This is a genomic window from Streptomyces sp. cg35 (assembly GCF_050410835.1).
Taxonomy (GTDB): Bacteria; Actinomycetota; Actinomycetes; order Streptomycetales; family Streptomycetaceae; genus Streptomyces.
Map to the genome: position 1 here is coordinate 5,248,922 of NZ_CP191268.1, position 21,575 is coordinate 5,270,496.

Genomic DNA, 21,575 nt, shown 5'->3' on the forward strand with positions numbered 1-21,575 from the left:
GCGCCTCTGTCCGTGTCGCGCGCCGCACCTCACAGAGCCGTCGCAACCACGCCAGGCCTACTTGTCGTCCTTCTGGGCAACAGTGCTACGAGGCAACGTTGCGCACCTGCGCACATGAGAAATACATGGAGAGGTAGAACACGGCATGGGCATCATCAGCTGGATCATCCTTGGCCTGCTCGCCGGTGCCATCGCCAAGTTCCTGCTACCGGGCCGCGACCCGGGCGGCTTGATCGGCACCACGCTCATCGGCGTCGCGGGTGCCTTCATCGGCGGATGGATATCGTCCCGCTGGCTCGACCGCCCGATCACCAAGGACTTCTACGACAGCGCCACATGGATCTCCGCCATCGGCGGCGCTCTCGTCCTCCTGATCGCCTACCGCATCTTCTTCGGCGACTCCCGCAGTCGCCGCTGAGCCGCAGCCGGCAGCGGGAAGGGGCGGCACCCGGTCGGGTGCCGCCCCTTCGTCTACGTAGGCGAGGGAAAACCCAAGCAACTACCAGCTCAAGCAACTGCCGTCCCGAGCAACGACCAGTAGGTCTACCGGTAGTTCACGAACTGCAGTGCGAAGTCGAAGTCCTTGCCCTTCAGGAGCGCGATCACGCCCTGCAGGTCGTCACGGCTCTTTGAGCTGACCCGCAGCTCCTCGCCCTGCACCTGGGCCTTGATGCCCTTGGGGCCCTCGTCGCGGATGATCTTCGCCACCTTCTTGGCGTTCTCCTGGGAGATGCCCTCCTCGATGGAGGCGAAGATCTTGTACTCCTTGCCGGACAGCTGCGGCTCACCGGCGTCCAGCGACTTCAGCGAGATGCCGCGCTTGATCAGCTTGGACTGGAAGACGTCGAGGATGGCCTTGACCCGCTCCTCGGAGTTGGCCTCCATCAGGATCTTCTCGCCGGACCAGGAGATGGAGGCGCCGACGTTCTTGAAGTCGTAGCGCTGCGAGATCTCCTTGGCGGCCTGGTTGAGGGCGTTGTCGACCTCCTGCCGCTCGACCTTCGAGACGATGTCGAAACTGGAGTCGGCCATGTCCTGTGGCTCCTTGTATCGGGGACTGATCGGGTTCCGATCGGGTTCTGGTCGGGCGCGCACCGAGGCGTTGCGCCGCATGCAAAGCCTAGCCACCGCTCCGCCCGCCACCGTCGATCAATCGGGTGGCGAAGCACCCCTGTGCATCGGGTATTGTTTACGTCGTTGCCACCGAGCACCGCCCACAGCGGGGCCCGAGGCGACAAATCCCAGGCGGTGTGCCCGAGCGGCCAAAGGGAGCAGACTGTAAATCTGCCGGCTCAGCCTTCCCAGGTTCGAATCCTGGCGCCGCCACACTGGGAAAGCCCCCTCCGGATTCCGGAGGGGGCTTCTTCGTGTCCGGGGCCGCTCAGTGCAGCTGCACGTACCCCTCCCGCAGCGGCCCCCCGGCCAGCTCCAGCACCTTCTCCGCCGCGGTCGCCAGGGGTGCCGGGTCGGCGTGCTCCGCGACCGTGCGGTGGCCGCGGAGGAGGGCCTCGCCGAGTTCGGGGTCGGCGGTGAGCAGGCGGCGGGGGAGCCAGCGGCCGATGCCCGTCCAGGCGCCGTGGTGCGCGGTGAGCAGGTGAGCTGCCTCACGCAGGAGGTGATCGGCGGTCGCCAGCTGCTCGTACCGCTCGGCCCGCGGGGTGTCGAGCAGGTCGTCCAGCCAGCAGGTCAGCACGTAGCGGCTGCGCTCCCGCTCGGCCGGGGTCAGCGGGATCGGGCCCGCCGCGAGGAGCGCGCGGGCGTTGGCCCGGGCCCGGGCCACGTGCCCCTGCGGGTCGAGCAGCGGGACGCCCTGGGCGTAGACGAACAGGAGCGTGCCCCGCCGCAGGGAGCGGTCCCGCGCGAAGGCGCCGGGAAGGTCGTCGAGGGTGTGCAGGAACAGCTCCGCCGGGCGCCCCTCGTGGCGGATCACCTCGCGGCGGCTGGAGGCCGAGCCGGGCAGCAGGACCGCCAGGTCGAGGTCGCTGGTCGGCCGTGCCTGCCCCCGGCCGGCCGAGCCGCCGAGCACGGCGCCCAGGGCGTCCGGGCAGTGCTCCGCGAGCAGCCGCACGGCCTGCGCGGACAACGTCTCCTGAGTGGTGGCGTCGGGCCTGGTCGTGAGGGGCTCCTGCTCGCTCATGTCGTACGGGTCTACCGGTCGGCCCGCGGTCCCGTCCACCTGTTCGCCCGGAATCCGAGTGCAACGGGTGCTCTTGTGTGACGCATGGTGCAGCTCTAGGGTGAACCGCCTTATTGCATACGGGTGTTCGAGCCCGGGGGTCCGAGGGGGCGGCATGGAGATCAAGAAGACCGTGATCCGTGAGGAAGAGCGCACCAACCGCAGGCCGGCCGTCATGGAGAAGCGGCCGACCCGCTGAACTACCAAGAAGAGGGCGGAATGCGCGTTCAGCTGGTGACCATGCCCTGGCACCCGATCGATCTGCCCTCCCTCCAGGTGGGCCTGCTGCATCAGTTGTTGCGGCAGGTCCGCCCGGACGACGAGGTGCGCGAGTTCCACGGCTCGCTGCGGTGGGCGGAATTCCTGCTCGAACGCTCCGGAGGCCGGCTGCGCCCCGGCGACTACGAGGCGATCGGCAGCGACTCGATCTTCCACGGGCTCGGCGACTGGGTCTTCTCCGGCGTGCTGTACGAGGACGACGACTGGGGCGTCGCACAGCTCGACGCGTACGCGCGCGCCCGTGACCTGTGCGGGGACACCCTCGCCACGGTCTCCGACATGCGGGTGCACGCCGCCGAGTACATCGACCGGTGCGCCGACGAGGTGCTGGCCCACGACCCCGACGTCGTCGGTTTCACCAGCACCTTCATGCAGAACGTGCCCTCGCTCGCCCTCGCCCGGGAACTCAAGCGCCGCCGCCCGCGGTTGACCGTCGTCTTCGGCGGCAGCAACTGCGACGGCCCCATGGGGCACGCCCTGCACCGCAATCACCCCTACGTCGACCACGTGGTGCGCGGCGAAGGGGAGTACGCATTCCCGGCCCTCCTCGCCCACCTCGACGCGGGCACACCACCCGACGACGTACCGGGCCTGTGCTGGTGGGACGGCGAGGCCGGGAGCCAGGTGTCCCGCGCCAACACGGAAACCCGCCGCACCGTGGCCCCCGCCGACATACCGTCGCCCGACTACGACCAGTGGCAGGCGGAGATCGAGGCGTCCCCGGTCATCGAGTACGTCTATCCGAAGCTGGTCGTCGAAGGGGCCCGCGGCTGCTGGTGGGGCGAGAAGCACCACTGCACGTTCTGCGGCCTCAACGGCACCGCCATGGCCTTCCGGGCCAAGCCCGGCGAGCGGCTGTGGAGCGAGATCGACCGGCTCGTGCGCCGCCACCGCATCCTCGACGTCGTCACCGTCGACAACATCATCGACATGGCGTACTTCAAGGACTTCCTGCCGCGCGCCGCCGAGAGCGGCTGGGACCTGCGGATGCACTACGAAGTGAAGTCCAACCTCAGCCGGGAGCAGATCGCCCTGCTGAGCGACGCCGGGGCCGTCCTCCTCCAGCCCGGCATCGAGAGCCTCAGCGACCGCGTCCTCGACCTCATGGACAAGGGCGTCACCGGCGCCCGCAACATCCGTACGCTGCGCGAGTTCGACAACCACGCGATCACCTGCACCTGGAACTACCTGTACGGGTTCCCGGGCGAGACGGCCGAGGACTACGCGCGCGTGCTCGAGCAGATGCCGGCGCTCGTCCACCTCCAGCCGCCCGGCGGCGCCCACCGCATCCAACTGGAGCGGTTCAGCCCGCACTTCACGAACCCGGCCCTCGGCTTCGGCAAGCGCCGCCCCGCAGAGATGTACCAGCACGTCTACGAGCTGCCCGAAGAGGAACTGGCCGATCTGGTCTACCTGTTCGACACCGAGGACGCGGGCATCGGCGGGGACGTCGAGCAGCGTCTGTTGCGGGCCGTCGCGCAGTGGCGGGCCGGGCACGACGTGTCGACCCTCGTCATGGAGGTGACGGGCGAGGACGGGGACGCCCTTCTGGTGCACGACCGGCGCCACGGCTGGCCCCCGCGCACCTACTGGTTCAACGGCTGGCAGGCCGCGGCCCTGCGCCACCTGGAGGACGGCCGTACCGAGCCCGCCCTCCACCGGAAGCTCACCGCCGACCGGCACGAGGTGTCCGCCGAGGAGGTGGGGGAGTGGCTCGCCGAGGCACTCGCGCTCGGCCTGCTCTTCCGCGACGGCCGCACGTATGTGTCCCTGCCGACCCGGGCCGTACCGATCCGCATCGACCGCGACGCCGGTGCGGATGCCGGTGCCGGCGACGCGGGTACCGATGGCGACACCGCTGCGGACACGAGTGCGGATACCGGTGCCTGTCCAGGCGCTGGCGCTGGCGCCGACGCCGACACAGACCCCAGCACAGACAAAGACGCCGCTCCCGCCAAGCAGCCCGCACCGCAGGCGGTGGCCGGATGACCGCCCTGACCGGCACCTCGGCCCCCGCTCTGCCCACGACCGTGGCCCACCGCCTCACGGGCGTCGGAACCGGCGCCGACGTCCACGTGACCGAACCGCTGCCGCTGTGCGGTGACGGCCGCGCCACCACGCAGGCGGTCCAGTTCCTGCGCACCTGCCTGAGCCACGGGTTGCGTGTTACGTATGACGCCGTACGCCCCGCCGGCGGGGCCGGACCTTATACGTATGACGTCCGCATCCTGCGCCATCTGCCCCCGCCCGCCGAACACCCCGAAGAATCAGCTGAGTTGACGGAGTGGCGGGCCGGTCACGCCTACGGAATGCTCTACCACCGCCGCGGCCCCGACTTCATCACCGTCATGGACCGCAGAGAGCGCCCGGCCTCGGCCCGGTTCACGCTCGACCACCCCGATCTGCTGGCCGCCTTCGACGCGCTGCACGAGGCCACGCCGCTCGACGCGCTCGCCCCCGTCCACCAGGAGGCGGCCGGACTTCTCGCGGACGAGCGGCTCGCGCTCGTCGTCGACGGATGGGCAGTGGCGCTGCCGCCCCGACTGCGCCGCTGGCCCGTGCCCTGCACGGGGATCTGACGGGTGACCGCGGCCGCGGCCGGTGCCCCGCTGTGGCGGCACCGTCCGTTCGCCCTGCTGTGCGGCGAGCAGATCGCCAGTTCCCTGGGACGGCAGATCACGACCCTGGCGCTGGCGCTGCTGGCCGTGACGGGCCTGGGCGCGGGCCCGTTCGGCGCGGCGGCGCTCCTCGCGCTGACCTATCTCCCGGGCGCCGTGCTGAGCCCGCTGGCCGGGGTTCTGGTCGACCGGGTGCGGCTGCGGAACCTGCTCGTCGCGGTCACCGCGGCGCAGGCCCTGGTCGTCGGCTCGGTCCCGCTCGCGGACGCGGCAGGGCACCTGGCCCGTGGGTACCTGTACGTCGTCGCCGTCGTCTCCGGCGCCCTGACCTTCACGCTCTCGGTAGCGCTCCAGGCGGCGCTGCCGCGCGTCGTCGAGCCCGGCCGGCTGCTCGGCGCCAACTCCGCGCTGACAGCGGCCCGTACGAGCGGACAGATCGGCGGCCCCGCCCTCGGCGGCATCCTCGTCGGGCTCGTGGGGCCGGCGCCGGCCCTGCTCGCGGGCAGCGCGGCCTACGCCCTGGAGGCGCTGCTCGTTCTCGCGCTGCCCGCCGCCCTGAACGCACGGGTGAAGCAGGTCGCGCGTCCCCCGCTGGAAGCGCTGCGCTCAGGTCTCGGCGTCGTCCGCGCCCAGCCACGGCTGCGCCGCATGGTGCTGTCCGGCGCGGGCCTCAACCTCGGCAGCGGCGCCGCCACCGCCCTCTACGTCTTCTACGCGGCTCGGGAACTGGCCCTCAGTGCTTGGCAATTGGGTGCCACCTATGCCGTCTACAGTGCGGCCACGATCGCGGGCGCGCTCCTCGCCGGCCGGTTCGCGCGCCGCGCGGGTCTGTGGCGGGCCACTCAGGTGTGCGGACTGGTGGCGGGCGCCGCGGTGTTCCTGATCCCGTCCGCCTCGCTGGGCGCCGGCATCGTGCTGCTGCTCGCTTATCAGGTGACGTACGGGCTCTCCGGCACCGTCTGGATGATCTCCATGACGACGACGCAGCAACAGGTCACCCCGGCGGACATGCGGGGCCGTGTCGCGGGGCTGGTCCAGGCCGTGCTCCTGGCGACGGTTCCGGTCGGGGCGCTCGCCGGCGGCGCACTGGCCGCCTGGTTCGGCAACGTGCCCGTGCTGCTGGGCTCAGCTGCGGTCGCGCTCGTCTCGGCGGCGACGCTCTGGGCGCCCGTGCGCAGCGCCACGGAGGAACCGGCGAAGGACGTGCCGAGCCCGATCTGAGCGGTGGTCACGCCCCGCGCGTGCGCCGCACCTCGAGCCCGTCGAGCAGGCAGTCGAGCCCGTCGGCGAACTTGTCCTTGCGGGAGTCGTCCACCGGCACCCGCCGCTGCGCCTCGTACCGCTCCTTGAGGCGCGGGTAGTCCTGCACCGCGCGCTCCGCGGCGGGCAGCAGGTGATCCACCCACTCCTGCTCGGACTTGCCGCTGCGCGCGACCATCGACAGCCACGCCGCTTCACTGGTGGCCATGCCGACGGCGTACGAGAAGATCGCGCTCGACGCGTTGTCACCGTCCTCGAGCGTGAAACCCGCCTTCTCGAAGAGGATGAGCATCTCCTCGAAGAGCCGCATCATGTTCGGGCCCAGGTAGGCGAGGCCCACCTGCCCGAAGACCGACGCCGTCCAGGGGTGACGCAGGATCATCGCGCGCAGGCTCCGCGCGCACTCGATCACCGCCGCGCGCCAGTCGCCGCCCGGCTCCAGGGCGGGCACCGTGACCTCTTCGTAGATCGCGTCGACGACCAGCTCGATCAGCTCGTCCTTGTTCGAGACGTGCGTGTAGAGGGAGGTCGCGCCCGCGTTCAGCCGCGTGCCGAGCTTGCGCATGCTCAGCGCCTCCAGCCCCTCCTCGTCGAGCAGGCGGACGGCCTCCACCACGATCTGGTCCCTGCTCAGCGCGGGCTGCTCGCGTCGCTTGCGATCGGTACGCGTCCACACGGACGGCAGTTCCTGCCCCTTGGGCGCCATGGGTGCGGCTCCTCTGTCGCTCGTCGTCCTCGCTCGTCGCCTTGAGGGTATCCCGTGGGGCGCACAACGTGCGCCCCTTGCGAACAGTGTGCGGTCGCCGTACAGTGTTCGGTGTTGGGAACGCCGTACGGCGCTTTCCTCGGGGAATCTTTTCGGAGGGGTTTCAGATGGAAACGGCGACAGAGAAGGCACGTAACCCGCGCCGGTGGCTGATCCTGATCGTGCTCTGCCTCAGCACCCTGGTGCTGGTCATCGACAACATGGTGCTCACCGTCGCCGTCCCGCCCATCGCGGAGGACCTCGGGGCGAGCGCCCAGGACCTGCAGTGGATCATCGAGTCCTACATGCTGGTCTTCGCCGGCCTGCTGCTCACCTCGGGCAGCCTCTCCGACCGCTTCGGCCGCCGGAAGGTGATGGTCATCGGGCTCGCGCTCTTCGGAGCGGCATCACTGGTGGCGACCGTCGCCGACAATCCCGGACAGCTGATCGGGGCCCGCGTCCTCATGGGCGTCGGCGGCGCGCTGATCATGCCGAGCACGCTCTCCATCCTCATCACGGTCTTCGACGAGGACGAGCGGCCCAGGGCCATCGCCGCCTGGAGCGCCGTCGCCATGATCGGTCTCGTCGGCGGTCCGGTCCTCGGCGGCGCGCTGATCGCGCACTTCTGGTGGGGCGCCGTCTTCCTGATCAACATCCCGATCGCCGCGCTCGCCATCGTCGCCGCGCTCGTCCTGATGCCCGAGTCCAAGGGCCCGTGGCGCAAGGCCGACCCGATCGGCATGGTCCTGTCGGTGATCGGCATGACCGCCCTCGTGTGGACCATCAACGAGTTCCCCAAGGGCGGCCTGAGCCACCCCGGCACCGTCGTCTCGCTGGCCGTCACCGTCGCCGCCGTCATCGGCTTCGCCTTCTGGGAGCTGCGCGCCGAGTCCCCGATGGTCCCGCTCGCCCTGTTCCGCAACCGCGTCTTCACCGGCGCCAGCTTCTCGCTCGTCCTGCTGACCTTCGCCAACGGCGGCCTGATGCTGGTCCTCACCCAGTACCTGCAGTTCGTCATGGGCTACACGCCGTCCGAGACGGGTCTCGCGTTCACCCCGCTCGCCCTCGCCGCGCTCCTGTTCAACGGGGTCGGCGCCGGCCTCGCCAAGAAGATCGGCAACCGGACGCTCGCCGTCGGCGGCCTCCTCGTCACGGCCGGTGGATTCGCGGTCCTGTCCACCATCTCGCCGGACGCCGGCTTCTGGACGCTCGCCGCGGCCATGACCCTGATGGGCGCCGGTGGCGGACTCGCGATGCCGGCCACGATCGCCGCCCTGATGGGCGCCGTGCCGGGTGAGCACGCCGGTGTCGGCTCCGCCCTCAACGACACCATCCAGCAGGCCGGCGCCGCTCTCGGTGTCGCGGTCCTCGGCGCGGTCCTGTCCCACAGCTACACCGGCGCGATGTCCGACGCGGCCCCCGCCCCGGCCCGCCGCTCCGTCTCCGACGCCCTGGGCATGGCCGCCGCGAACGCCGACAAGGGCCTGGCCGCAGCGGCCCGCGAGGCGTTCACCACCGCGATGTCCGCCAGCTTCCTGGCCGGCGCGGCCGGGGTGGTCGGCGCCGCGATCGTCGCCCTCTGCCTGATCAGGGGCGGCAAGGAGACCCCGGCCACGGCCCCGGCCGACGACGCGCAGTCCATGGTGACCGCCGCCTGACCCGGAGGGCCGGGCACATGGCGAACCCCCCTCAGGGACGCTCCTGAGGGGGTTTCACCGTGTACCCGTGGCGATCTCGACGCAGACTGAACCCATGTCATCCACGTCGACCGTGTCCTCAGCCTCCCGCCGCCGGAACTGCCCCGAGTGCCGCCGCGACATCGCCGTCGTCGGTGGCCGCTTCGCCCGCCACGACCCGCCGGGCGCCCGCGCCGCGGGAGAGCTGGTCTCCTGCCCCGGCTCCCGCCGTCAGGCCCAGCTCGGCGCGGTGCAGGACGCGCTCGACGGGTACGCGGTCCCGCACGTGCCGGGCCAGCTGCCCCTGTTCTGAGCCCGCTGACGGGTACGCGCCCGTACGGGGATCAGTTCCCCGCGACCGACTTCACGGCCACCGACACCGGCGCCGAACCGGAGACCAGCTCGAGCGTCAGCCCGGCCGTGGCGGGCGTGTCCACCAGCTCGGCGAGGACCGCGGCCACGTCGTCGCGCGGCACCGCGCCACGCCCCGTCGAGGCCTCCAGACGGACGAGTCCGGTGCCCGCGTCGTTCGTCAGGGCCCCGGGCCGCAGGATCGTCCAGTCCAGGCCGGTCCGGCGGCGTACGTCGTCGTCGGCCGCGCCCTTGGCGCGCAGGTACACGTCGAAGACGTCGTCGCCCTGGTGCGCGGCGTCCGCGCCCATCGACGACACCACGACGTACCGGCGCACCCCGGCCCGCTCCGCCGCCTCCGCGAACAGCACGGCGGCGTCCCGGTCCACGGTGTCCTTGCGGTCGGTGCTGCTGCCCGGGCCGGCGCCCGCCGCGAAGACGGCCGCGCCCGCGCCCTGGAGATGCGCGGCGACCTCCTCCACGGACGCCGATTCCAAGTCGCACAGGACCGGCTCCGCACCGGCCGCACGCAGGTCGTCGCCCTGCTCGGCCTTGCGGATGATCCCCGCCACCTCGTCACCGCGCGCGGACAACAGCCGCTCCAGCCGCAGTGCGATCTGACCATGACCCCCAGCAATGACAATGCGCATGCTTCCGACCGTACGCCGGGCAACGACGGTTCACCGCGCAACCATGTCCGCGGCTCGTGGGTCACATGGGGTACCGCGGCATCTTTCCGGCCCGCGGACCTCATGGGGAGCCAGTCATCAGCGTCATACGTACCACCACCCTCACCGCGGCGGGCTGCACGGCCCTGCTGCTCGCCACCACAGCCGCCTGCGGCACCGTGGAGAACCTCACCGCCGCCCAGAAGATCGACCGTGCCGCGGACCGGCTCGGCGAACGGAATTCCCTGTCACTGGAGTTGGGCCTCGACGCGGCACCGGCGGCCCTGACGAAGCTTGCGGGCGATACGGACGGCGAGACCCTGCCGCCCGAGATGGCCAAGGCGCTCACGAGGTCCCGCATCAGCTTCTCCGTACGGTCCAAGAAGCCGCTGGCCGACTCCGGCGCCAAGGACATCGTCGGCGCGGGCCTGAAGGTGACCGGCCCCGACGGCACCCTCGCCGAGTACCGCCTGATCGGCGACCACACGTACTACCGCATGGACATGAAGGCCTTCTCCGGACTCGCGGGCTTCCCGGCGCCCACCGCCGACGAGCTGCCTGAGCTGCCTCCGGGGGAGGAGGGCGAGATGGCCAAGGACGTCATCGACGGCAAGTGGGTCAAGTTCAGGACCGACGACCTCGTCAAGGGCTTCGAGGAGAGCGGAAAGGCCGGCAAGAAGGAGACGCCCAAGGGCTCCACGGCCGACTCTCTGGACGCCGGCACCCAGAAGAAGATCATGAAGGCCGTACGAAGCGCTCTCGAGCACAACGTGACCTTCACGGACAAGGGCAGCAAGGACGGCACCGACCACGTCACCGCCAAGGCGCCCTTCCGCGCGCTCCTGACGGACATGTTCGACAAGCTGCGCCCGCTCGCCGACGAACTGCCCGAAGGCGCCGAACTGCCCACCGAGAAGGACCTGAAGGACGCCCCCAACAAGAAGGTGGCCGTCGACTTCGCCATCAAGGACGGCGCCCTGACCCGCGTCTCCATGGACGTCGCCACCCTCGCGGACGACGCACAGGGCGTGAAGGTCCCGATGTACGTGAAGTTCGGCGAGGCGAGCGACGTGAAGGCCCCGGCCGGCGCCAGGGAAGTCCCGGCGGACAGCCTCATGTTGGGCGGCCTGTTCGGGATCGGCGAGACGGGCTCGGACTCCTTCGACCCGATGGACGAGGACTTCTGAGCGGCCCTCTCGGTGCCCTTCGAAGGCCCCTGACGAACGTCTGCGGGTACGACCGGCTCCGCCGGGATCCACGCGCGCGTAGCGGCTGATACGACGTCTCCGGGCGCGTAGCGGCTGATTCGCCTCTGCGCGCGCGTGCGCACGCTCAGGCCGGGCCGCCGCCCCCGTGCTTCGCGGCCCGTCCCTGGCGCGGCAGATCCAGCGCGACCGCCGCCGCCGAGTCGCAGTACTCCCGCACCGCGCTGGTCCGGGCCACCACCCGCCCCCGGTGCACGACGATCCGGCTGTACGCGAGCGACAGCGCCCCCGCCAGCGTCTCGCCCCGTACCGCGAGCAGCTCCGCGGGGAAGCCCGCCTCCAGGCGCACCTCAGGCAGCGCCAGCGCCGTCCTGGCCACCGAACTCACCGCCGCGTAGGCGTCCTCGGCCCGCATTCCGTGCCGCGAGGCCAGCAAGTACGCGGCCTCCAGCGGATCGCCGCGGCCCACCGGGTTCGACACGTCCCGCAGGGCCCCGCTGCCCGCGGCCACCCGCACCCCGGCCGCCCGCAGCAACCGCACCGGCGCCACCTCGCGGCCGTCCACCCCCGCACAGCCGCCCTGCGGCAGGCACACCACCGTCACCCCGGCCGCCGCGAGCCGGTCGACGGCACGCCGCGCCGCTTCGCCCGGCACCCGCGCGAGCCCGCCCAGCGGTCCCACGACGACCGTGGAGCGCAGCCCGCCGGCCGCCGCCGCGAGCCGTCCCAGCCGCGCCGGGTCGGCCCCGTCCGTGTGCAGGTCCACCGGGCAGCCGTGTTCGGCGGCGACCTCAAGTACCGCTTCCACATAGCCCGTTGGGTCGGGGTCCAGGTCGGGGCAGCCGCCCACTACAGAGGCGCCCATCTTCACGGCGTCCCTGAGCATCGCGAGCCCGTTCGCCCCGGCGAGCCCGGTGAGCAGCCGGGGCATCGCCACCGTCCGCAGATCCGCGAGCCCCATCAGCGACCGCCGCGCCTTCAAGGCGGCCTCCATGGAACCGAGCCCCTCCATGTCGCCGATCCGCACATGGGAGCGCAACGCGGTGGCTCCGTGCCCGAGTTGCAGCAGGGCGGACTCCGTGGCCCGGCGCTGGACCTCCTCGGCGTCGTACGAGAGAGGCCCCTCACTGTCCGCGGACAGGGCGGTGTCGCCGTGCGCGTGCGGCTCCGCCGGGGCGGGCAGCAGGAGGTATCCCGAGAGGTCCGCGCGTGAGGTGTGGGCCGTGAGGCTGCCGGCCGTGCCGACCGCCTCGATACGCCCGTTGCCCAGCCGCACGTCCACGGTCCTGCCGTCGGTGAGCCTGGCACCGCACAGCAACAGGCCGGAGCCGTCGGGTGCGTCGTCCGGGGAGCCGGGGGAGGGGGGCTGCTGCGGCGGACTGTCGGGCATCGCGCTCCAGAGGGCTCGTCGAGGGCTCGTGCTGCGGACAAGATCACGCAGGTGGGACCGAGCCTAGGGCGGCGGTGACGGAGCTTCGGGGAAGCCGAATTAGTCGTACAGATGGGGTCCGTGAGGCGCCTGCGCTGATCACCCGAAACGGATTTGGGCGATCGGCGCGCGACCGTGTAATGTCTTCATCGCTCGCCCCAATAGCTCAGTCGGTAGAGCGTCTCCATGGTAAGGAGAAGGTCTGCGGTTCGATTCCGCATTGGGGCTCTGGTGTGAAGTTCCCTCACCTTCGGGTGAGGGGTCATCGCATCACAGCGGTGTAGCTCAGTCGGTAGAGCAAGCGGCTCATAATCGCTGTGTCACCGGTTCAAGTCCGGTCACCGCTACTGACAGTAGCCGATTGTGGGGTCGGTCCTTCGATCGGCTACTCTTTTATGCGTTAAACCCGTCCCATCCGTTCGTCAAGGAGCACTCACGTGGCTGCCACCGACGTCCGCCCGAAGATCACGCTGGCCTGCGTGGAGTGCAAGGAGCGGAACTACATCACCAAGAAGAACCGGCGTAACGACCCGGACCGTCTTGAGATGAAGAAGCACTGCCCGCGTTGCAACGCGCACACCGCGCACCGCGAAACGCGATAAATCAGGCTCGTACACGAGGCCGTCCCCGTCAGGGGGCGGCCTCGTGTCGTTGACACACCCAGGAGGTGCCGAGTCCATGGCGCTCGACCAGTCCTTCGTGGGGCGGACCTACCCGCCCACCGCCCCGTACGAGGTCGGCCGGGAGAAGATCCGCGAGTTCGCCGAGGCGGTGGGGGACGCCAACCCTGCCTACGTCGACCGTGAGGCCGCTCAGGAGCTCGGCCACTCCGATGTGATCGCCCCGCCCACCTTTGTGTTCGCGATCACCTTCAAGGCCGCCGGTGACGTCGTCCACGACCCGGAGCTGGGGCTCGACTACAGCCGCGTCGTGCACGGCGACCAGAAGTTCGCCTACACGCGCCCGGTGCGCGCGGGCGACAGGCTGGCCGTCACCTCGACGATCGAGGCCATCAAGTCGCTCGCGGGCAACGACATCATCGACGTCCGCGGTGAGGTCCACGACGAGGCCGGCGAGCACGTCGTGACCGCCTGGACCAAGCTCGTCTCGCGCGCCGCAGAGGAGGCCTGATCATGGCGACGGCCATCAAGTACGCGGAGGTCGAGGTCGGCACCGAACTGCCGGCGCAGACCTTCCCCGTGACGCGCGCCACGCTCGTCCAGTACGCGGGCGCCTCCGGGGACTTCAATCCGATCCACTGGAACGAGAAGTTCGCGGTCGAGGTCGGTCTGCCGGACGTGATCGCGCACGGCATGTTCACCATGGCCGAGGCGATCCGCGTCGTGACCGACTGGACCGGCGACCCGGCCGCCGTCGTCGAGTACGGCGTGCGCTTCACCAAGCCGGTCGTCGTGCCGAACGACGACAAGGGCGCCGAGGTCGAGGTCAGCGCCAAGGTCGCGGCCAAGCTCGACGACAACCGCGTGCGGGTCGACCTGACCGCCACGAGCGCGGGCCAGAAGGTGCTCGGGATGTCGCGGGCGGTCGTACAGCTCGTCTGATCGCCGCCTATGTAGCTGTGCGTAAGGGGCGTCCTCTGGGAGGGCGTCCCTTACGTGTGTCCTTGGCCACGTTCAGGACTTGACTTGGGTAGTGATTGGCCACTAACTTAGTCGCATGGTCAGGATGAGCGCGGAGGAGCGACGCGAGAGCGTCGTGCGGGCGGCGATGATCGAGTTCGCCCGCGGCGGTTACAAGGGCACGTCCACCGAGGCGATCGCCAAGCGGGTGGGTGTCTCGCAGCCGTATCTCTTCCGCCTCTTCCCGGGCAAGGAGGCCATCTTCCTTGCGGCCGCCCGGCGTTGCTGCGAGCAGACCACCGAGCTGTTCCGGCAGGCGTCGGAGGGCCTTGAGGGCGAAGCGGCCCTCCATGCGATGGGCGCTGCCTATCAGGCGCTCATCGCCGACGACCCGGACATCCTGCTCATGCAGATGCAGATGTACGTCGCGGTGGCCTCCGCGGAAGCGGCCGGCGACCGGGAGTTCGGCGAGACGCTTCGGGCCGGCTGGATGGAGATGTACGACACCGCCCAGCTGGCGCTGGGTGCGGAGGTGGACGAGACCACGCAGTTCCTCGCCTACGGAATGCTGGTCAATGTCCTGGTCTCGATGGGTTTTCGGCCCGATCACCGGGTCTGGGCCGGCTTCTACGAGTCGGTGCAGCCCAAGTAGTGCAGCATCAGTGCCACGGGGGTGCGCACTTTTGTACCCGCAAAAGTTAGTAATCAATAACTAACCCAGGGATCTCAAGGGGAAGCAATGTCACAGCGGACCGCAACACCACAGCGCGGGGGTGCCGTCTGGGCCCTCGTCATCACCAGCGTCGCCGGATTCATGGCGGCCCTCGACAACCTGGTCGTCACCACGGCCCTGCCGTCCATCCGCGAGGACCTGGGCGGCGCCCTCGACGACCTGGAGTGGACGGTCAGCGCCTACACGCTCACCTTCGCCGTACTGCTGATGTTCGGCGCGGCGCTCGGTGACCGGTTCGGCCGCCGCCGGCTCTTCCTCGTCGGACTCACCGTGTTCACCGGGGCCTCCGCCGCCGCGGCCATGGCCCCCGGTATCGAATCGCTGATCGCGGCCCGCGCGGTCCAGGGCGTCGGTGCCGCGATCATGATGCCGCTGACGCTGACCCTGCTGACCGTGGCCGTACCGGCCGCCAAGCGCGGGATGGCGTACGGCATCTGGGGCGCGGTCAACGGCCTCGCCGTCGCCTCCGGGCCGCTCATCGGCGGCAGCCTCACCGAGCACATCTCCTGGCACTGGATCTTCTGGCTGAACGTCCCGCTGGGCCTGGCCCTGCTGCCCCTCGCCCGGCTCCGCCTGAACGAGTCGTACGGCTCCGGCGCGCCCCTCGACGTCGCGGGCACCCTGCTCGCCAGCGGTGGTCTCTTCGGCATCGTGTACGCCCTGGTGCGTGCGCCCATGGAGGGGTGGTCCAACCCCGTCGTCCTGCTCAGCATGTTCGCGGGGGTCGCGCTGCTCGGCGGGTTCGTCCACCACGGCATCCGCAGCAAGAACCCCATGCTTCCCATGCGGCTCTTCCGGTCCCGCGCCTTCTCGGGGATCAACGCCGCGAGCCTGCTGATGTTCTTCGGGATGTTCGGCTCGATCTTCCTGCTCAGCCAGTTCATGCAGGGAGTGCTCGGCTACTCGCCGACCGAGGCGGGCCTGAGGATGCTGCCCTGGACCGGCATGCCGATGCTGGTGGCGCCGATCGCCGGGTACCTGTCCGACCGGATCGGCGGCCGCCCGGTCGCCGCCGCGGGCCTGTTCCTGCAGGCCGTCGGGCTCGGCTGGTTCGGGGCCGTGGTCGCCGCCGACGTCTCGTACGCGGCCCAGCTGCCGGCCCTGATCATCAGCGGCATCGGGATGGCCCTGTTCTTCGCCCCGGCCTCCGCCCTGGTCATGTCCAGCGTCCGGCCGCAGGAGCAGGGCATCGCGTCCGGCTCCAACAACGCCCTGCGCGAGGTCGGCGGAGCGCTCGGCATCGCGGTCATGTCGTCGATCTTCTCGGCGCAGGGCGGCTACGGCTCCGCGCAGCAGTTCGTGAACGGCATCGAGCCCGCACTGTGGGTGGGTTCCGCGGTCGTGGCCCTGGCCGGTCTCGCCACTCTGCTCATCCCGCGCCGACAGCCCACGACAGATGTAGTGCAGGACGCCGCCGAGCCGGCCCCCGTTCTGGAAAACGCCTGACGCCTGTCCGCACCGGAAGGGAGCACGCCATGCCGACCCTGCCCTGGACCGCCCCGAACACGCCGCCCACGCGCGCGGAGGTCGTCGTCTTCGCCTCCCGCTTCGAGACCCGCACCCTGTGGGGCGCCCTGAGGTTCTTCCTCCGTACGCCCACGGTCTGGCGCCAGGTGGGCCGGGCTCCCGGCGCCTACGGGGCCACCTTGAAGGCGGCGCCTCTCCGGCGCACCTTCTGGACCCTGTCCGCCTGGGAGTCGCCCGAGGCCCTCAAGGACTTCGCGGCCTCCGCGCCGCACGGGCCGGTCGCGGCCGGGCTGCGCGGACAGATGCGGGACGCGAAGTTCCTCACATGGAAGGCGTCCACCGACGAGCTGCCACCCGACTGGAAGGACACCCTGCGGCGTTTCCAGTGACGCCCGGCACGACAGCGGCCCCGCCCGAGCGGCGGGGCCGTTCTCGTACCCTGGTGCGCGTGCAGGAACTCCACGACGCCCCCCTCGCCCCCCTGACCACCTTCCGGCTCGGCGGCCCCGCCGCCCGGCTGCTCACCGCGACGACCGACGCCGAGGTGATCGACGCCGTGCGCGAGGCCGACGCCACCGGCACCCCGCTGCTCGTCGTCGGCGGCGGCAGCAACCTCGTCATCGGCGACCAGGGCTTCGCGGGCACCGCCCTGCGCATCGCCACCAAGGGTTTCGAACTCGACGGCACGAAGCTGGAGTTGGCGGCCGGCGAGGTGTGGACCGACGCCGTGGCCCGCACCGTCGAGGCGGGCCTCGCGGGCATCGAGTGCCTCGCCGGGATCCCCGGCTCCGCGGGCGCGACGCCGATCCAGAACGTGGGGGCGTACGGCCAGGAGGTCTCCGCCACGATCACCGAAGTGGTCGCCTACGACCGGCGGGCGGGCGAGACGGTCACCATCCCGAACGCCGAGTGCGCCTTCTCGTACCGCCACAGCCGTTTCAAGGCCGAACCCGACCGCTATGTAGTGCTGCGGGTGCGCTTCGAGCTGGAGGACGCGAACGGCCTGAGCGCGCCGATCAAGTACCCCGAGACCGCCCGCACCCTCGGTGTCGAGGCGGGCGACCGCGTCCCCGCCGCCACCGCGCGCGAGACCGTCCTGAAGCTGCGCGCAGGAAAGGGCATGGTGCTCGACCCGGAGGACCACGACACCTGGTCGGCCGGTTCGTTCTTCACCAACCCGATCCTTACGGATGCGGAGACCTCCGCCTTCCACGCGCGCGTGGCCGAGCGCCTGGGGCCCGACGTGAAGGCGCCCGCGTTCCCGGCGGGTGACGGGCTGACGAAGACCTCGGCGGCCTGGCTCATCGACAAGGCGGGCTTCACCAAGGGGTACGGCACCGGCCCGGCCCGCATCTCCACCAAGCACACCCTCGCTCTCACCAACCGCGGCGAGGCCACCACCGAGGATCTCCTCGCCCTGGCCCGCGAGGTCGTGGCGGGCGTCCAGGAGGCCTTCGGGGTGACGCTGGTCAATGAGCCGGTGACCGTCGGCGTAAGCCTCTGAGCTGCAATTCTTCATTGACCTTGGGGGTCCTCGCCCCTGATAGTGACGGCGTCGAGCCGATCGACACGTACATCAGGGGTGGGGACCACAGATGCAGGAGAACGACGGGCAGTCCGTGCTGCCCGCGTACGAACGCGCGCAATCGCTGCTGAGCGCGGGGGAGTTGCGGCAGGCGCGCGACGAGGCGCAGGCGGGGCTCGACGCGCACGGGCCGCACGCGGGCCTCTACGCGGTCCTCGGCCGCGCCCACGTGGCCGAGGACGACGACGGCCACGACGCCGCGGCGGAGCGCGCCTACCGGGCCGGGCTCGACGCCTTCCCCGACGACCTCGACCTGCTCGCCGCGTACGCCGAGTTCGGCCTCGCCGGGGACGTCATGGAGCAGCCGGGGCGCCGGGCGCGAGGGCGGCAGGCGGCGGACCGGCTGCGCGAGCTGGCCCCGGGGTCGCCGCAGGCACTGGGGATCGAGAGCGGGCGCGGTCCGGGATCCCGGCAACCGTCCATGGCGCACGTCCAGCGGCACGACGCCAGAGTGGCCCTGACCGGCGGCACGGACCTCCGCGACGCGGCCTCCCGGGCCCGGGAGGCGGCCGAGGCGTGGCCGCACGACCGGCGCCTCGTGGTGCGCGCGGAGACGCTCGACGCGCTGTCGTCGGAGGGCCTCGTCTGCGTGACGCTGCGCGCGCCCTACCGGACCGCTCTCGTGCTGTGCACCCTGGTCGGGGCCTGGCTGCTCGCCGTACCCGCCCTGGCCCTGCCCGGGTACCACTGCCTGTGGGCGTTCCTGGCGCTGATCCCCGTCCTGCGGGAACAGTCCGTCCTGCGGGGTGCGCGCCGGCGCGCGGAACAACGCGTCCCCGCCGGGTACGCGCTGCCCGCCCCCGGCGCGCCCGACGTTCCGCTGCCGACACCGCGCGAGCGGGCGGCACTGCTCCTCGCGCTCGTCGTCGTGGCGGGGTCGTTCACCGCGTCCCTCGGGTGGCAGTACACGCGGGCCACCGACTACCCGCACTACGCGGCCGCCGTACCGCAGTCCTTCCGTGGGATGCCGCTGGCGACCGAGAACCCCATCGGCGACTACCTCGACTCCTACTTGTCGTCCCTTTCGCTGCCCAGGGGCGCCGAGGCGTTTTCGGGCATCTACAGGGACGAGGATTCCGGCTTCGCCGTCGCGATCTACGGGGCCACCGGCGACCTCCACGCCGAGGAGCCCGACGACCTGTATGCGGGCATGCGGGAGGCGGTGGAGGAAGCGGGCAGCACCGTGGAGTCCCGTTGGGCGGCCGACCCCGGGGCGTTCGGAGGGCGGCTGGAGTGCATGGCCTACCAGCAGTTCGCCACCACGGTGACGGCCTGCGCCTGGATCGACAAGGGCAGCGTCGGCGTCGTGATGACGGGCGGTGGCCCCGTCGGCCACGAGGCGTTCGCGAAGGCCGCACGGGAACTGCGCCGGGCGACCCTGCGCCCCGCCACGCCCGGGGCCGTCTAGTAGGCCACCCCGATCCCCTGCTTCACCGTCGCCGGGTCGTCCACCGCCGCCAGCATCGCGTGCGCCACGTCCGCGCGGCCTATGAAGCGGCCCGAGCGCGGGAAGCCGCCCACGACCCGCCGGTACGAGCCCGACAGCGGCTTGTCCTGCAGGCGCGGCGGGCGCACCGAGGTCCAGTCCGTCGCGCTGCGCGCCAACTCGTCCTCCATGGCGGCCAGATCGGCGTAGACGCCCTTGAGGATCGAGCCGATCATCTTCAGCATCACGCGGTCGGGCAGCGGCGAGTCCGCGGGCTCCGGGCCGACCGGGCCCGCGCTGACCACGACGAGCCGGCGCACTCCCTCCGCCTCCATCGCCTTCAGGACCGACCGCGTCAGCTCCGTCGCGATCCCCGCGTCGGAGCGCTTGCGCGGGCCGAGGCCGGAGAGCACCGCGTCGCGGCCCGTGACCGCCGCACGCAGCGACCCGGGGTCCGTGAGATCGCCGCGGAACACCTCCAGGCGCTCGCCGGTGACCGCGAACCGCGCCGGGTCCCGCACCACCGCCGTGACCTCGTGCCCGGCCGCCAGAGACTGCTTGACGATCTCCTGTCCGATGCCGCCGGTCGCGCCGAAAACCGTGAGCTTCATGGCGTACCTCCAGATGCGCATCTCATGGTGGGTGAGTACTCACTCACCCCTGCTTGCCCTTAGGGTGAGTGAGTACTCACCCCTGCGTCAAGCTTGGTTGGAGCCTGCATGGACCAGAAACCGGCCCGGGTCCGCATCGTCGATGCCGCCCACGACCTCATGCTGAACATCGGTCTCGCCCGCACCACCACCAAGCAGATCGCCAAAGCGGCGGATTGCTCCGAAGCGGCGCTCTACAAGTACTTCGCCAACAAAGAGGAACTCTTCGTGACGGTGCTCAACGAGCGCCTCCCGAAGCTGGGTTCACTCCTCGGCCGCCTGCTCACAGAAGGCGCGGGAAACCCCGACCGCACGGTCGAGGAGAACCTCACCGACATCGCCCGTGAAGCAGCCCTCTTCTACGAGCAGACGTTCCCGATGGCCGCATCCCTGTATGCGGAGCCCCAGCTCAAGCGCCGCCACGAAGAGGTCATGCGCGAGATGGGCACCGGACCGCACCGGCCGATCCAGGGACTGGACACCTACTTGCGGGCCGAACAGAAGGCGGGCCGCATCAGCCGGTCCGCCGACACGTACGCGGCCGCCTCTCTCCTCCTGGGTGCCTGCGCGCAGCGCGCCTTCGCCTACGACATGTCCCCCGAAGGCCGGCCGCCGCAGTCGCTGGACGATTTCGCGGCCCGCGTCGCGCGCACCCTCCTCGCCGGCATCGCCTGACGGATCAGGCGGCCAGCCACTCCTGCACCCCGTTCAGAAGCTTCTCCTTGACGCCTTCCGGGGCGGCCGAGCCGCGTACGGACTGACGGGCCAGTTCGGCCAGTTCGGCGTCCGAGAAGTCGTGATGGCGGCGCGCGATGTCGTACTGGGCGGCCAGGCGCGAGCCGAACAGGAGCGGGTCGTCGGCGCCCAGCGCCATCGGCACCCCGGCCTCGAAGAGCGTGCGCAGCGGCACGTCCTCGGGCTTCTCGTAGACACCGAGCGCCACGTTCGAGGCCGGGCACACCTCGCACGTCACGCCCCGGTCCGCGAGCCGCTTCAGGAGCCGGGGATCCTCGGCGGCCCGCACCCCGTGCCCGATCCGGGTGGCGTCCAGGTCGTCGAGGCAGTCCCGTACCGAGGCCGGGCCGGTGAGCTCGCCGCCGTGCGGCGCGGACAGCAGCCCGCCCTCCCGCGCGATGTGGAAGGCCCGGTCGAAGTCCCGCGCCATCCCGCGCCGCTCGTCGTTGGAGAGCCCGAACCCGACGATGCCCCGGTCCGCGTACCGCACCGCGAGCCGCGCGAGCGTCCGGGCGTCCAGCGGATGCTTCATGCGGTTGGCGGCGACCAGCACGCGCATCCCGAGCCCCGTGTCCCGCGAGGCGCTGTCGACGGCGTCGAGGATGACCTCCATGGCCGCGATCAGACCGCCGAGGCGGGGTGCGTACGACGTCGGGTCGACCTGGATCTCCAGCCAGCCGGACCCGTCCGCGAGGTCCTCCTCCGCGGCCTCCCGCACCAGCCGCTGGATGTCCTCGGGCTCCCGCAGGCAGGAACGCGCCGCATCGTAGAGCCGCTGGAAACGGAACCAGCCGCGCTCGTCCGTGGCCCGCAGTTTCGGCGGCTCGGCGCTGGTCAGCGCATCGGGCAGCCGCACGCCGTACTTGTCGGCCAGTTCGAGCAGCGTCGTGGGCCGCATCGACCCGGTGAAATGCAGGTGCAGATGGGCTTTCGGCAACTGACGTACATCACGTCCTCCACGCTCCATCCAAAGATCCTGCCGCACACACCTG

23 protein-coding genes and 3 tRNA genes are annotated in these 21,575 nt (G+C 71.1%); 19 read left to right on the forward strand and 7 right to left on the reverse strand.

Going from position 1 to position 21,575, the window contains the following annotated elements; all coding sequences use genetic code 11:
- The first annotated feature begins 145 nt into the window (after positions 1-145).
- Positions 146-418, forward strand: coding sequence for a GlsB/YeaQ/YmgE family stress response membrane protein (locus tag ACQUQD_RS23950; protein ID WP_428954194.1), 273 nt, complete (start codon positions 146-148; stop codon positions 416-418).
- Positions 419-543: 125 nt separating this feature from the next.
- Here ACQUQD_RS23950 and ACQUQD_RS23955 read toward each other — a convergent pair whose 3' ends face one another.
- Positions 544-1,032, reverse strand: a complete 489-nt coding sequence (locus ACQUQD_RS23955; RefSeq protein ID WP_428954195.1) for a YajQ family cyclic di-GMP-binding protein — start codon at positions 1,030-1,032, stop codon at positions 544-546.
- Positions 1,033-1,244: 212 nt separating this feature from the next.
- Here ACQUQD_RS23955 and ACQUQD_RS23960 point away from each other — a divergent pair.
- A tRNA-Tyr gene (locus ACQUQD_RS23960) sits at positions 1,245-1,326 on the forward strand.
- Between the two features lie 55 nt (positions 1,327-1,381).
- Here the strand turns inward: ACQUQD_RS23960 and ACQUQD_RS23965 are convergent.
- Positions 1,382-2,137, reverse strand: a complete 756-nt coding sequence (locus ACQUQD_RS23965) for a nucleotidyltransferase domain-containing protein (protein ID WP_428954196.1) — start codon at positions 2,135-2,137, stop codon at positions 1,382-1,384.
- A 258-nt stretch (positions 2,138-2,395) separates the two neighbouring features.
- On the opposite strand from ACQUQD_RS23965, the gene ACQUQD_RS23970 reads away from it, so the two are divergent.
- From ACQUQD_RS23970 to ACQUQD_RS23980, 3 genes are read left to right on the forward strand one after another with little or no spacing between them, the layout of a single operon-like run.
- Positions 2,396-4,444 carry a RiPP maturation radical SAM C-methyltransferase gene (locus ACQUQD_RS23970; protein WP_428954197.1) on the forward strand — a complete coding sequence of 683 codons (2,049 nt, stop codon included), beginning with the start codon at positions 2,396-2,398 and terminating at the stop codon, positions 4,442-4,444.
- A complete protein-coding gene (locus tag ACQUQD_RS23975; protein ID WP_428954198.1) occupies positions 4,441-5,034 on the forward strand; it encodes a DUF5825 family protein in 594 nt (197 codons plus the stop codon). Before ACQUQD_RS23970 ends, ACQUQD_RS23975 begins: the two co-directional genes overlap by 4 nt.
- Before the next feature lie 3 nt (positions 5,035-5,037).
- Positions 5,038-6,294, forward strand: coding sequence for an MFS transporter (locus ACQUQD_RS23980; protein ID WP_428954199.1), 1,257 nt, complete (start codon positions 5,038-5,040; stop codon positions 6,292-6,294).
- Between the two features lie 7 nt (positions 6,295-6,301).
- Here ACQUQD_RS23980 and ACQUQD_RS23985 read toward each other — a convergent pair whose 3' ends face one another.
- Positions 6,302-7,039, reverse strand: coding sequence for a TetR/AcrR family transcriptional regulator (locus ACQUQD_RS23985; protein ID WP_428954200.1), 738 nt, complete (start codon positions 7,037-7,039; stop codon positions 6,302-6,304).
- Between the two features lie 167 nt (positions 7,040-7,206).
- On the opposite strand from ACQUQD_RS23985, the gene ACQUQD_RS23990 reads away from it, so the two are divergent.
- Both ACQUQD_RS23990 and ACQUQD_RS23995 read left to right on the forward strand, forming a co-directional pair.
- Positions 7,207-8,736, forward strand: a complete 1,530-nt coding sequence (locus ACQUQD_RS23990) for an MFS transporter (protein ID WP_428954201.1) — start codon at positions 7,207-7,209, stop codon at positions 8,734-8,736.
- 94 nt (positions 8,737-8,830) lie between these two features.
- Positions 8,831-9,067 carry a hypothetical protein gene (locus ACQUQD_RS23995; RefSeq protein WP_428954202.1) on the forward strand — a complete coding sequence of 79 codons (237 nt, stop codon included), beginning with the start codon at positions 8,831-8,833 and terminating at the stop codon, positions 9,065-9,067.
- Between the two features lie 31 nt (positions 9,068-9,098).
- Here ACQUQD_RS23995 and ACQUQD_RS24000 read toward each other — a convergent pair whose 3' ends face one another.
- Positions 9,099-9,755, reverse strand: a complete 657-nt coding sequence (locus ACQUQD_RS24000) for an SDR family oxidoreductase (RefSeq protein WP_428954203.1) — start codon at positions 9,753-9,755, stop codon at positions 9,099-9,101.
- Positions 9,756-9,820: 65 nt separating this feature from the next.
- Here ACQUQD_RS24000 and ACQUQD_RS24005 point away from each other — a divergent pair, with 65 nt between their 5' ends.
- Positions 9,821-10,960, forward strand: coding sequence for a hypothetical protein (locus tag ACQUQD_RS24005; RefSeq protein WP_428954204.1), 1,140 nt, complete (start codon positions 9,821-9,823; stop codon positions 10,958-10,960).
- A gap of 145 nt (positions 10,961-11,105) precedes the next feature.
- Here ACQUQD_RS24005 and ACQUQD_RS24010 read toward each other — a convergent pair whose 3' ends face one another.
- Positions 11,106-12,368 carry an amidohydrolase family protein gene (locus tag ACQUQD_RS24010; RefSeq protein ID WP_428954205.1) on the reverse strand — a complete coding sequence of 421 codons (1,263 nt, stop codon included), beginning with the start codon at positions 12,366-12,368 and terminating at the stop codon, positions 11,106-11,108.
- A gap of 194 nt (positions 12,369-12,562) precedes the next feature.
- Here ACQUQD_RS24010 and ACQUQD_RS24015 point away from each other — a divergent pair.
- The 10 genes from ACQUQD_RS24015 to ACQUQD_RS24060 all read left to right on the forward strand — a co-directional run bounded on the left by ACQUQD_RS24015 (position 12,563) and on the right by ACQUQD_RS24060 (position 19,180).
- Positions 12,563-12,635: transfer RNA gene (locus ACQUQD_RS24015), tRNA-Thr, on the forward strand.
- Between the two features lie 46 nt (positions 12,636-12,681).
- Positions 12,682-12,754 (forward strand) — tRNA-Met (locus ACQUQD_RS24020).
- 90 nt (positions 12,755-12,844) lie between these two features.
- On the forward strand, positions 12,845-13,009 hold the full coding sequence (gene rpmG / locus ACQUQD_RS24025) for a 50S ribosomal protein L33 (protein WP_004571794.1): 165 nt from the start codon (positions 12,845-12,847) through the stop codon (positions 13,007-13,009).
- Positions 13,010-13,085: 76 nt separating this feature from the next.
- On the forward strand, positions 13,086-13,538 hold the full coding sequence (locus ACQUQD_RS24030; RefSeq protein ID WP_428954206.1) for an FAS1-like dehydratase domain-containing protein: 453 nt from the start codon (positions 13,086-13,088) through the stop codon (positions 13,536-13,538).
- A gap of 2 nt (positions 13,539-13,540) precedes the next feature.
- Positions 13,541-13,969, forward strand: a complete 429-nt coding sequence (locus ACQUQD_RS24035) for a MaoC family dehydratase (protein WP_428954207.1) — start codon at positions 13,541-13,543, stop codon at positions 13,967-13,969.
- A 115-nt stretch (positions 13,970-14,084) separates the two neighbouring features.
- Entirely contained in the window at positions 14,085-14,639 is a 555-nt protein-coding gene (locus ACQUQD_RS24040; RefSeq protein WP_428954208.1) for a TetR/AcrR family transcriptional regulator, read from the forward strand.
- Between the two features lie 87 nt (positions 14,640-14,726).
- Positions 14,727-16,166 carry a DHA2 family efflux MFS transporter permease subunit gene (locus tag ACQUQD_RS24045; RefSeq protein ID WP_428954209.1) on the forward strand — a complete coding sequence of 480 codons (1,440 nt, stop codon included), beginning with the start codon at positions 14,727-14,729 and terminating at the stop codon, positions 16,164-16,166.
- A gap of 29 nt (positions 16,167-16,195) precedes the next feature.
- Positions 16,196-16,576 carry a DUF3291 domain-containing protein gene (locus tag ACQUQD_RS24050; protein ID WP_428954210.1) on the forward strand — a complete coding sequence of 127 codons (381 nt, stop codon included), beginning with the start codon at positions 16,196-16,198 and terminating at the stop codon, positions 16,574-16,576.
- Positions 16,577-16,635: 59 nt separating this feature from the next.
- A complete protein-coding gene (locus tag ACQUQD_RS24055) occupies positions 16,636-17,691 on the forward strand; it encodes a UDP-N-acetylmuramate dehydrogenase (protein WP_428954211.1) in 1,056 nt (351 codons plus the stop codon).
- Between the two features lie 91 nt (positions 17,692-17,782).
- Positions 17,783-19,180, forward strand: coding sequence for a tetratricopeptide repeat protein (locus ACQUQD_RS24060; protein WP_428954212.1), 1,398 nt, complete (start codon positions 17,783-17,785; stop codon positions 19,178-19,180).
- Here ACQUQD_RS24060 and ACQUQD_RS24065 read toward each other — a convergent pair.
- A complete protein-coding gene (locus ACQUQD_RS24065; protein ID WP_428954213.1) occupies positions 19,177-19,809 on the reverse strand; it encodes an NAD(P)-dependent oxidoreductase in 633 nt (210 codons plus the stop codon). The two genes, ACQUQD_RS24060 and ACQUQD_RS24065, sit on opposite strands and share 4 nt — an antisense overlap.
- A 108-nt stretch (positions 19,810-19,917) precedes the next feature.
- Between ACQUQD_RS24065 and ACQUQD_RS24070 the strand changes: the two genes are divergently transcribed.
- On the forward strand, positions 19,918-20,523 hold the full coding sequence (locus ACQUQD_RS24070; RefSeq protein WP_428954214.1) for a TetR/AcrR family transcriptional regulator: 606 nt from the start codon (positions 19,918-19,920) through the stop codon (positions 20,521-20,523).
- 4 nt (positions 20,524-20,527) lie between these two features.
- On the opposite strand, the gene ACQUQD_RS24075 is transcribed toward ACQUQD_RS24070, so the two are convergent.
- On the reverse strand, positions 20,528-21,550 hold the full coding sequence (locus ACQUQD_RS24075) for an adenosine deaminase (protein WP_428954215.1): 1,023 nt from the start codon (positions 21,548-21,550) through the stop codon (positions 20,528-20,530).
- Positions 21,551-21,575: the final 25 nt, after the last annotated feature.

Coding starts and splice junctions, on each gene's coding strand:
- ACQUQD_RS23950 (WP_428954194.1), top strand. CDS start 146: ATGGGCATCATCAGCTGGATCATCCTTGGCCTGCTCGCCGGTGCCATC.
- ACQUQD_RS23955 (WP_428954195.1), bottom strand. CDS start 1,032: ATGGCCGACTCCAGTTTCGACATCGTCTCGAAGGTCGAGCGGCAGGAG.
- ACQUQD_RS23965 (WP_428954196.1), bottom strand. CDS start 2,137: ATGAGCGAGCAGGAGCCCCTCACGACCAGGCCCGACGCCACCACTCAG.
- ACQUQD_RS23970 (WP_428954197.1), top strand. CDS start 2,396: ATGCGCGTTCAGCTGGTGACCATGCCCTGGCACCCGATCGATCTGCCC.
- ACQUQD_RS23975 (WP_428954198.1), top strand. CDS start 4,441: ATGACCGCCCTGACCGGCACCTCGGCCCCCGCTCTGCCCACGACCGTG.
- ACQUQD_RS23985 (WP_428954200.1), bottom strand. CDS start 7,039: ATGGCGCCCAAGGGGCAGGAACTGCCGTCCGTGTGGACGCGTACCGAT.
- ACQUQD_RS23990 (WP_428954201.1), top strand. CDS start 7,207: ATGGAAACGGCGACAGAGAAGGCACGTAACCCGCGCCGGTGGCTGATC.
- ACQUQD_RS23995 (WP_428954202.1), top strand. CDS start 8,831: ATGTCATCCACGTCGACCGTGTCCTCAGCCTCCCGCCGCCGGAACTGC.
- ACQUQD_RS24000 (WP_428954203.1), bottom strand. CDS start 9,755: ATGCGCATTGTCATTGCTGGGGGTCATGGTCAGATCGCACTGCGGCTG.
- ACQUQD_RS24005 (WP_428954204.1), top strand. CDS start 9,821: ATGGGGTACCGCGGCATCTTTCCGGCCCGCGGACCTCATGGGGAGCCA.
- ACQUQD_RS24010 (WP_428954205.1), bottom strand. CDS start 12,368: ATGCCCGACAGTCCGCCGCAGCAGCCCCCCTCCCCCGGCTCCCCGGAC.
- ACQUQD_RS24030 (WP_428954206.1), top strand. CDS start 13,086: ATGGCGCTCGACCAGTCCTTCGTGGGGCGGACCTACCCGCCCACCGCC.
- ACQUQD_RS24035 (WP_428954207.1), top strand. CDS start 13,541: ATGGCGACGGCCATCAAGTACGCGGAGGTCGAGGTCGGCACCGAACTG.
- ACQUQD_RS24040 (WP_428954208.1), top strand. CDS start 14,085: ATGGTCAGGATGAGCGCGGAGGAGCGACGCGAGAGCGTCGTGCGGGCG.
- ACQUQD_RS24045 (WP_428954209.1), top strand. CDS start 14,727: ATGTCACAGCGGACCGCAACACCACAGCGCGGGGGTGCCGTCTGGGCC.
- ACQUQD_RS24050 (WP_428954210.1), top strand. CDS start 16,196: ATGCCGACCCTGCCCTGGACCGCCCCGAACACGCCGCCCACGCGCGCG.
- ACQUQD_RS24060 (WP_428954212.1), top strand. CDS start 17,783: ATGCAGGAGAACGACGGGCAGTCCGTGCTGCCCGCGTACGAACGCGCG.
- ACQUQD_RS24065 (WP_428954213.1), bottom strand. CDS start 19,809: ATGAAGCTCACGGTTTTCGGCGCGACCGGCGGCATCGGACAGGAGATC.
- ACQUQD_RS24070 (WP_428954214.1), top strand. CDS start 19,918: ATGGACCAGAAACCGGCCCGGGTCCGCATCGTCGATGCCGCCCACGAC.
- ACQUQD_RS24075 (WP_428954215.1), bottom strand. CDS start 21,550: ATGGAGCGTGGAGGACGTGATGTACGTCAGTTGCCGAAAGCCCATCTG.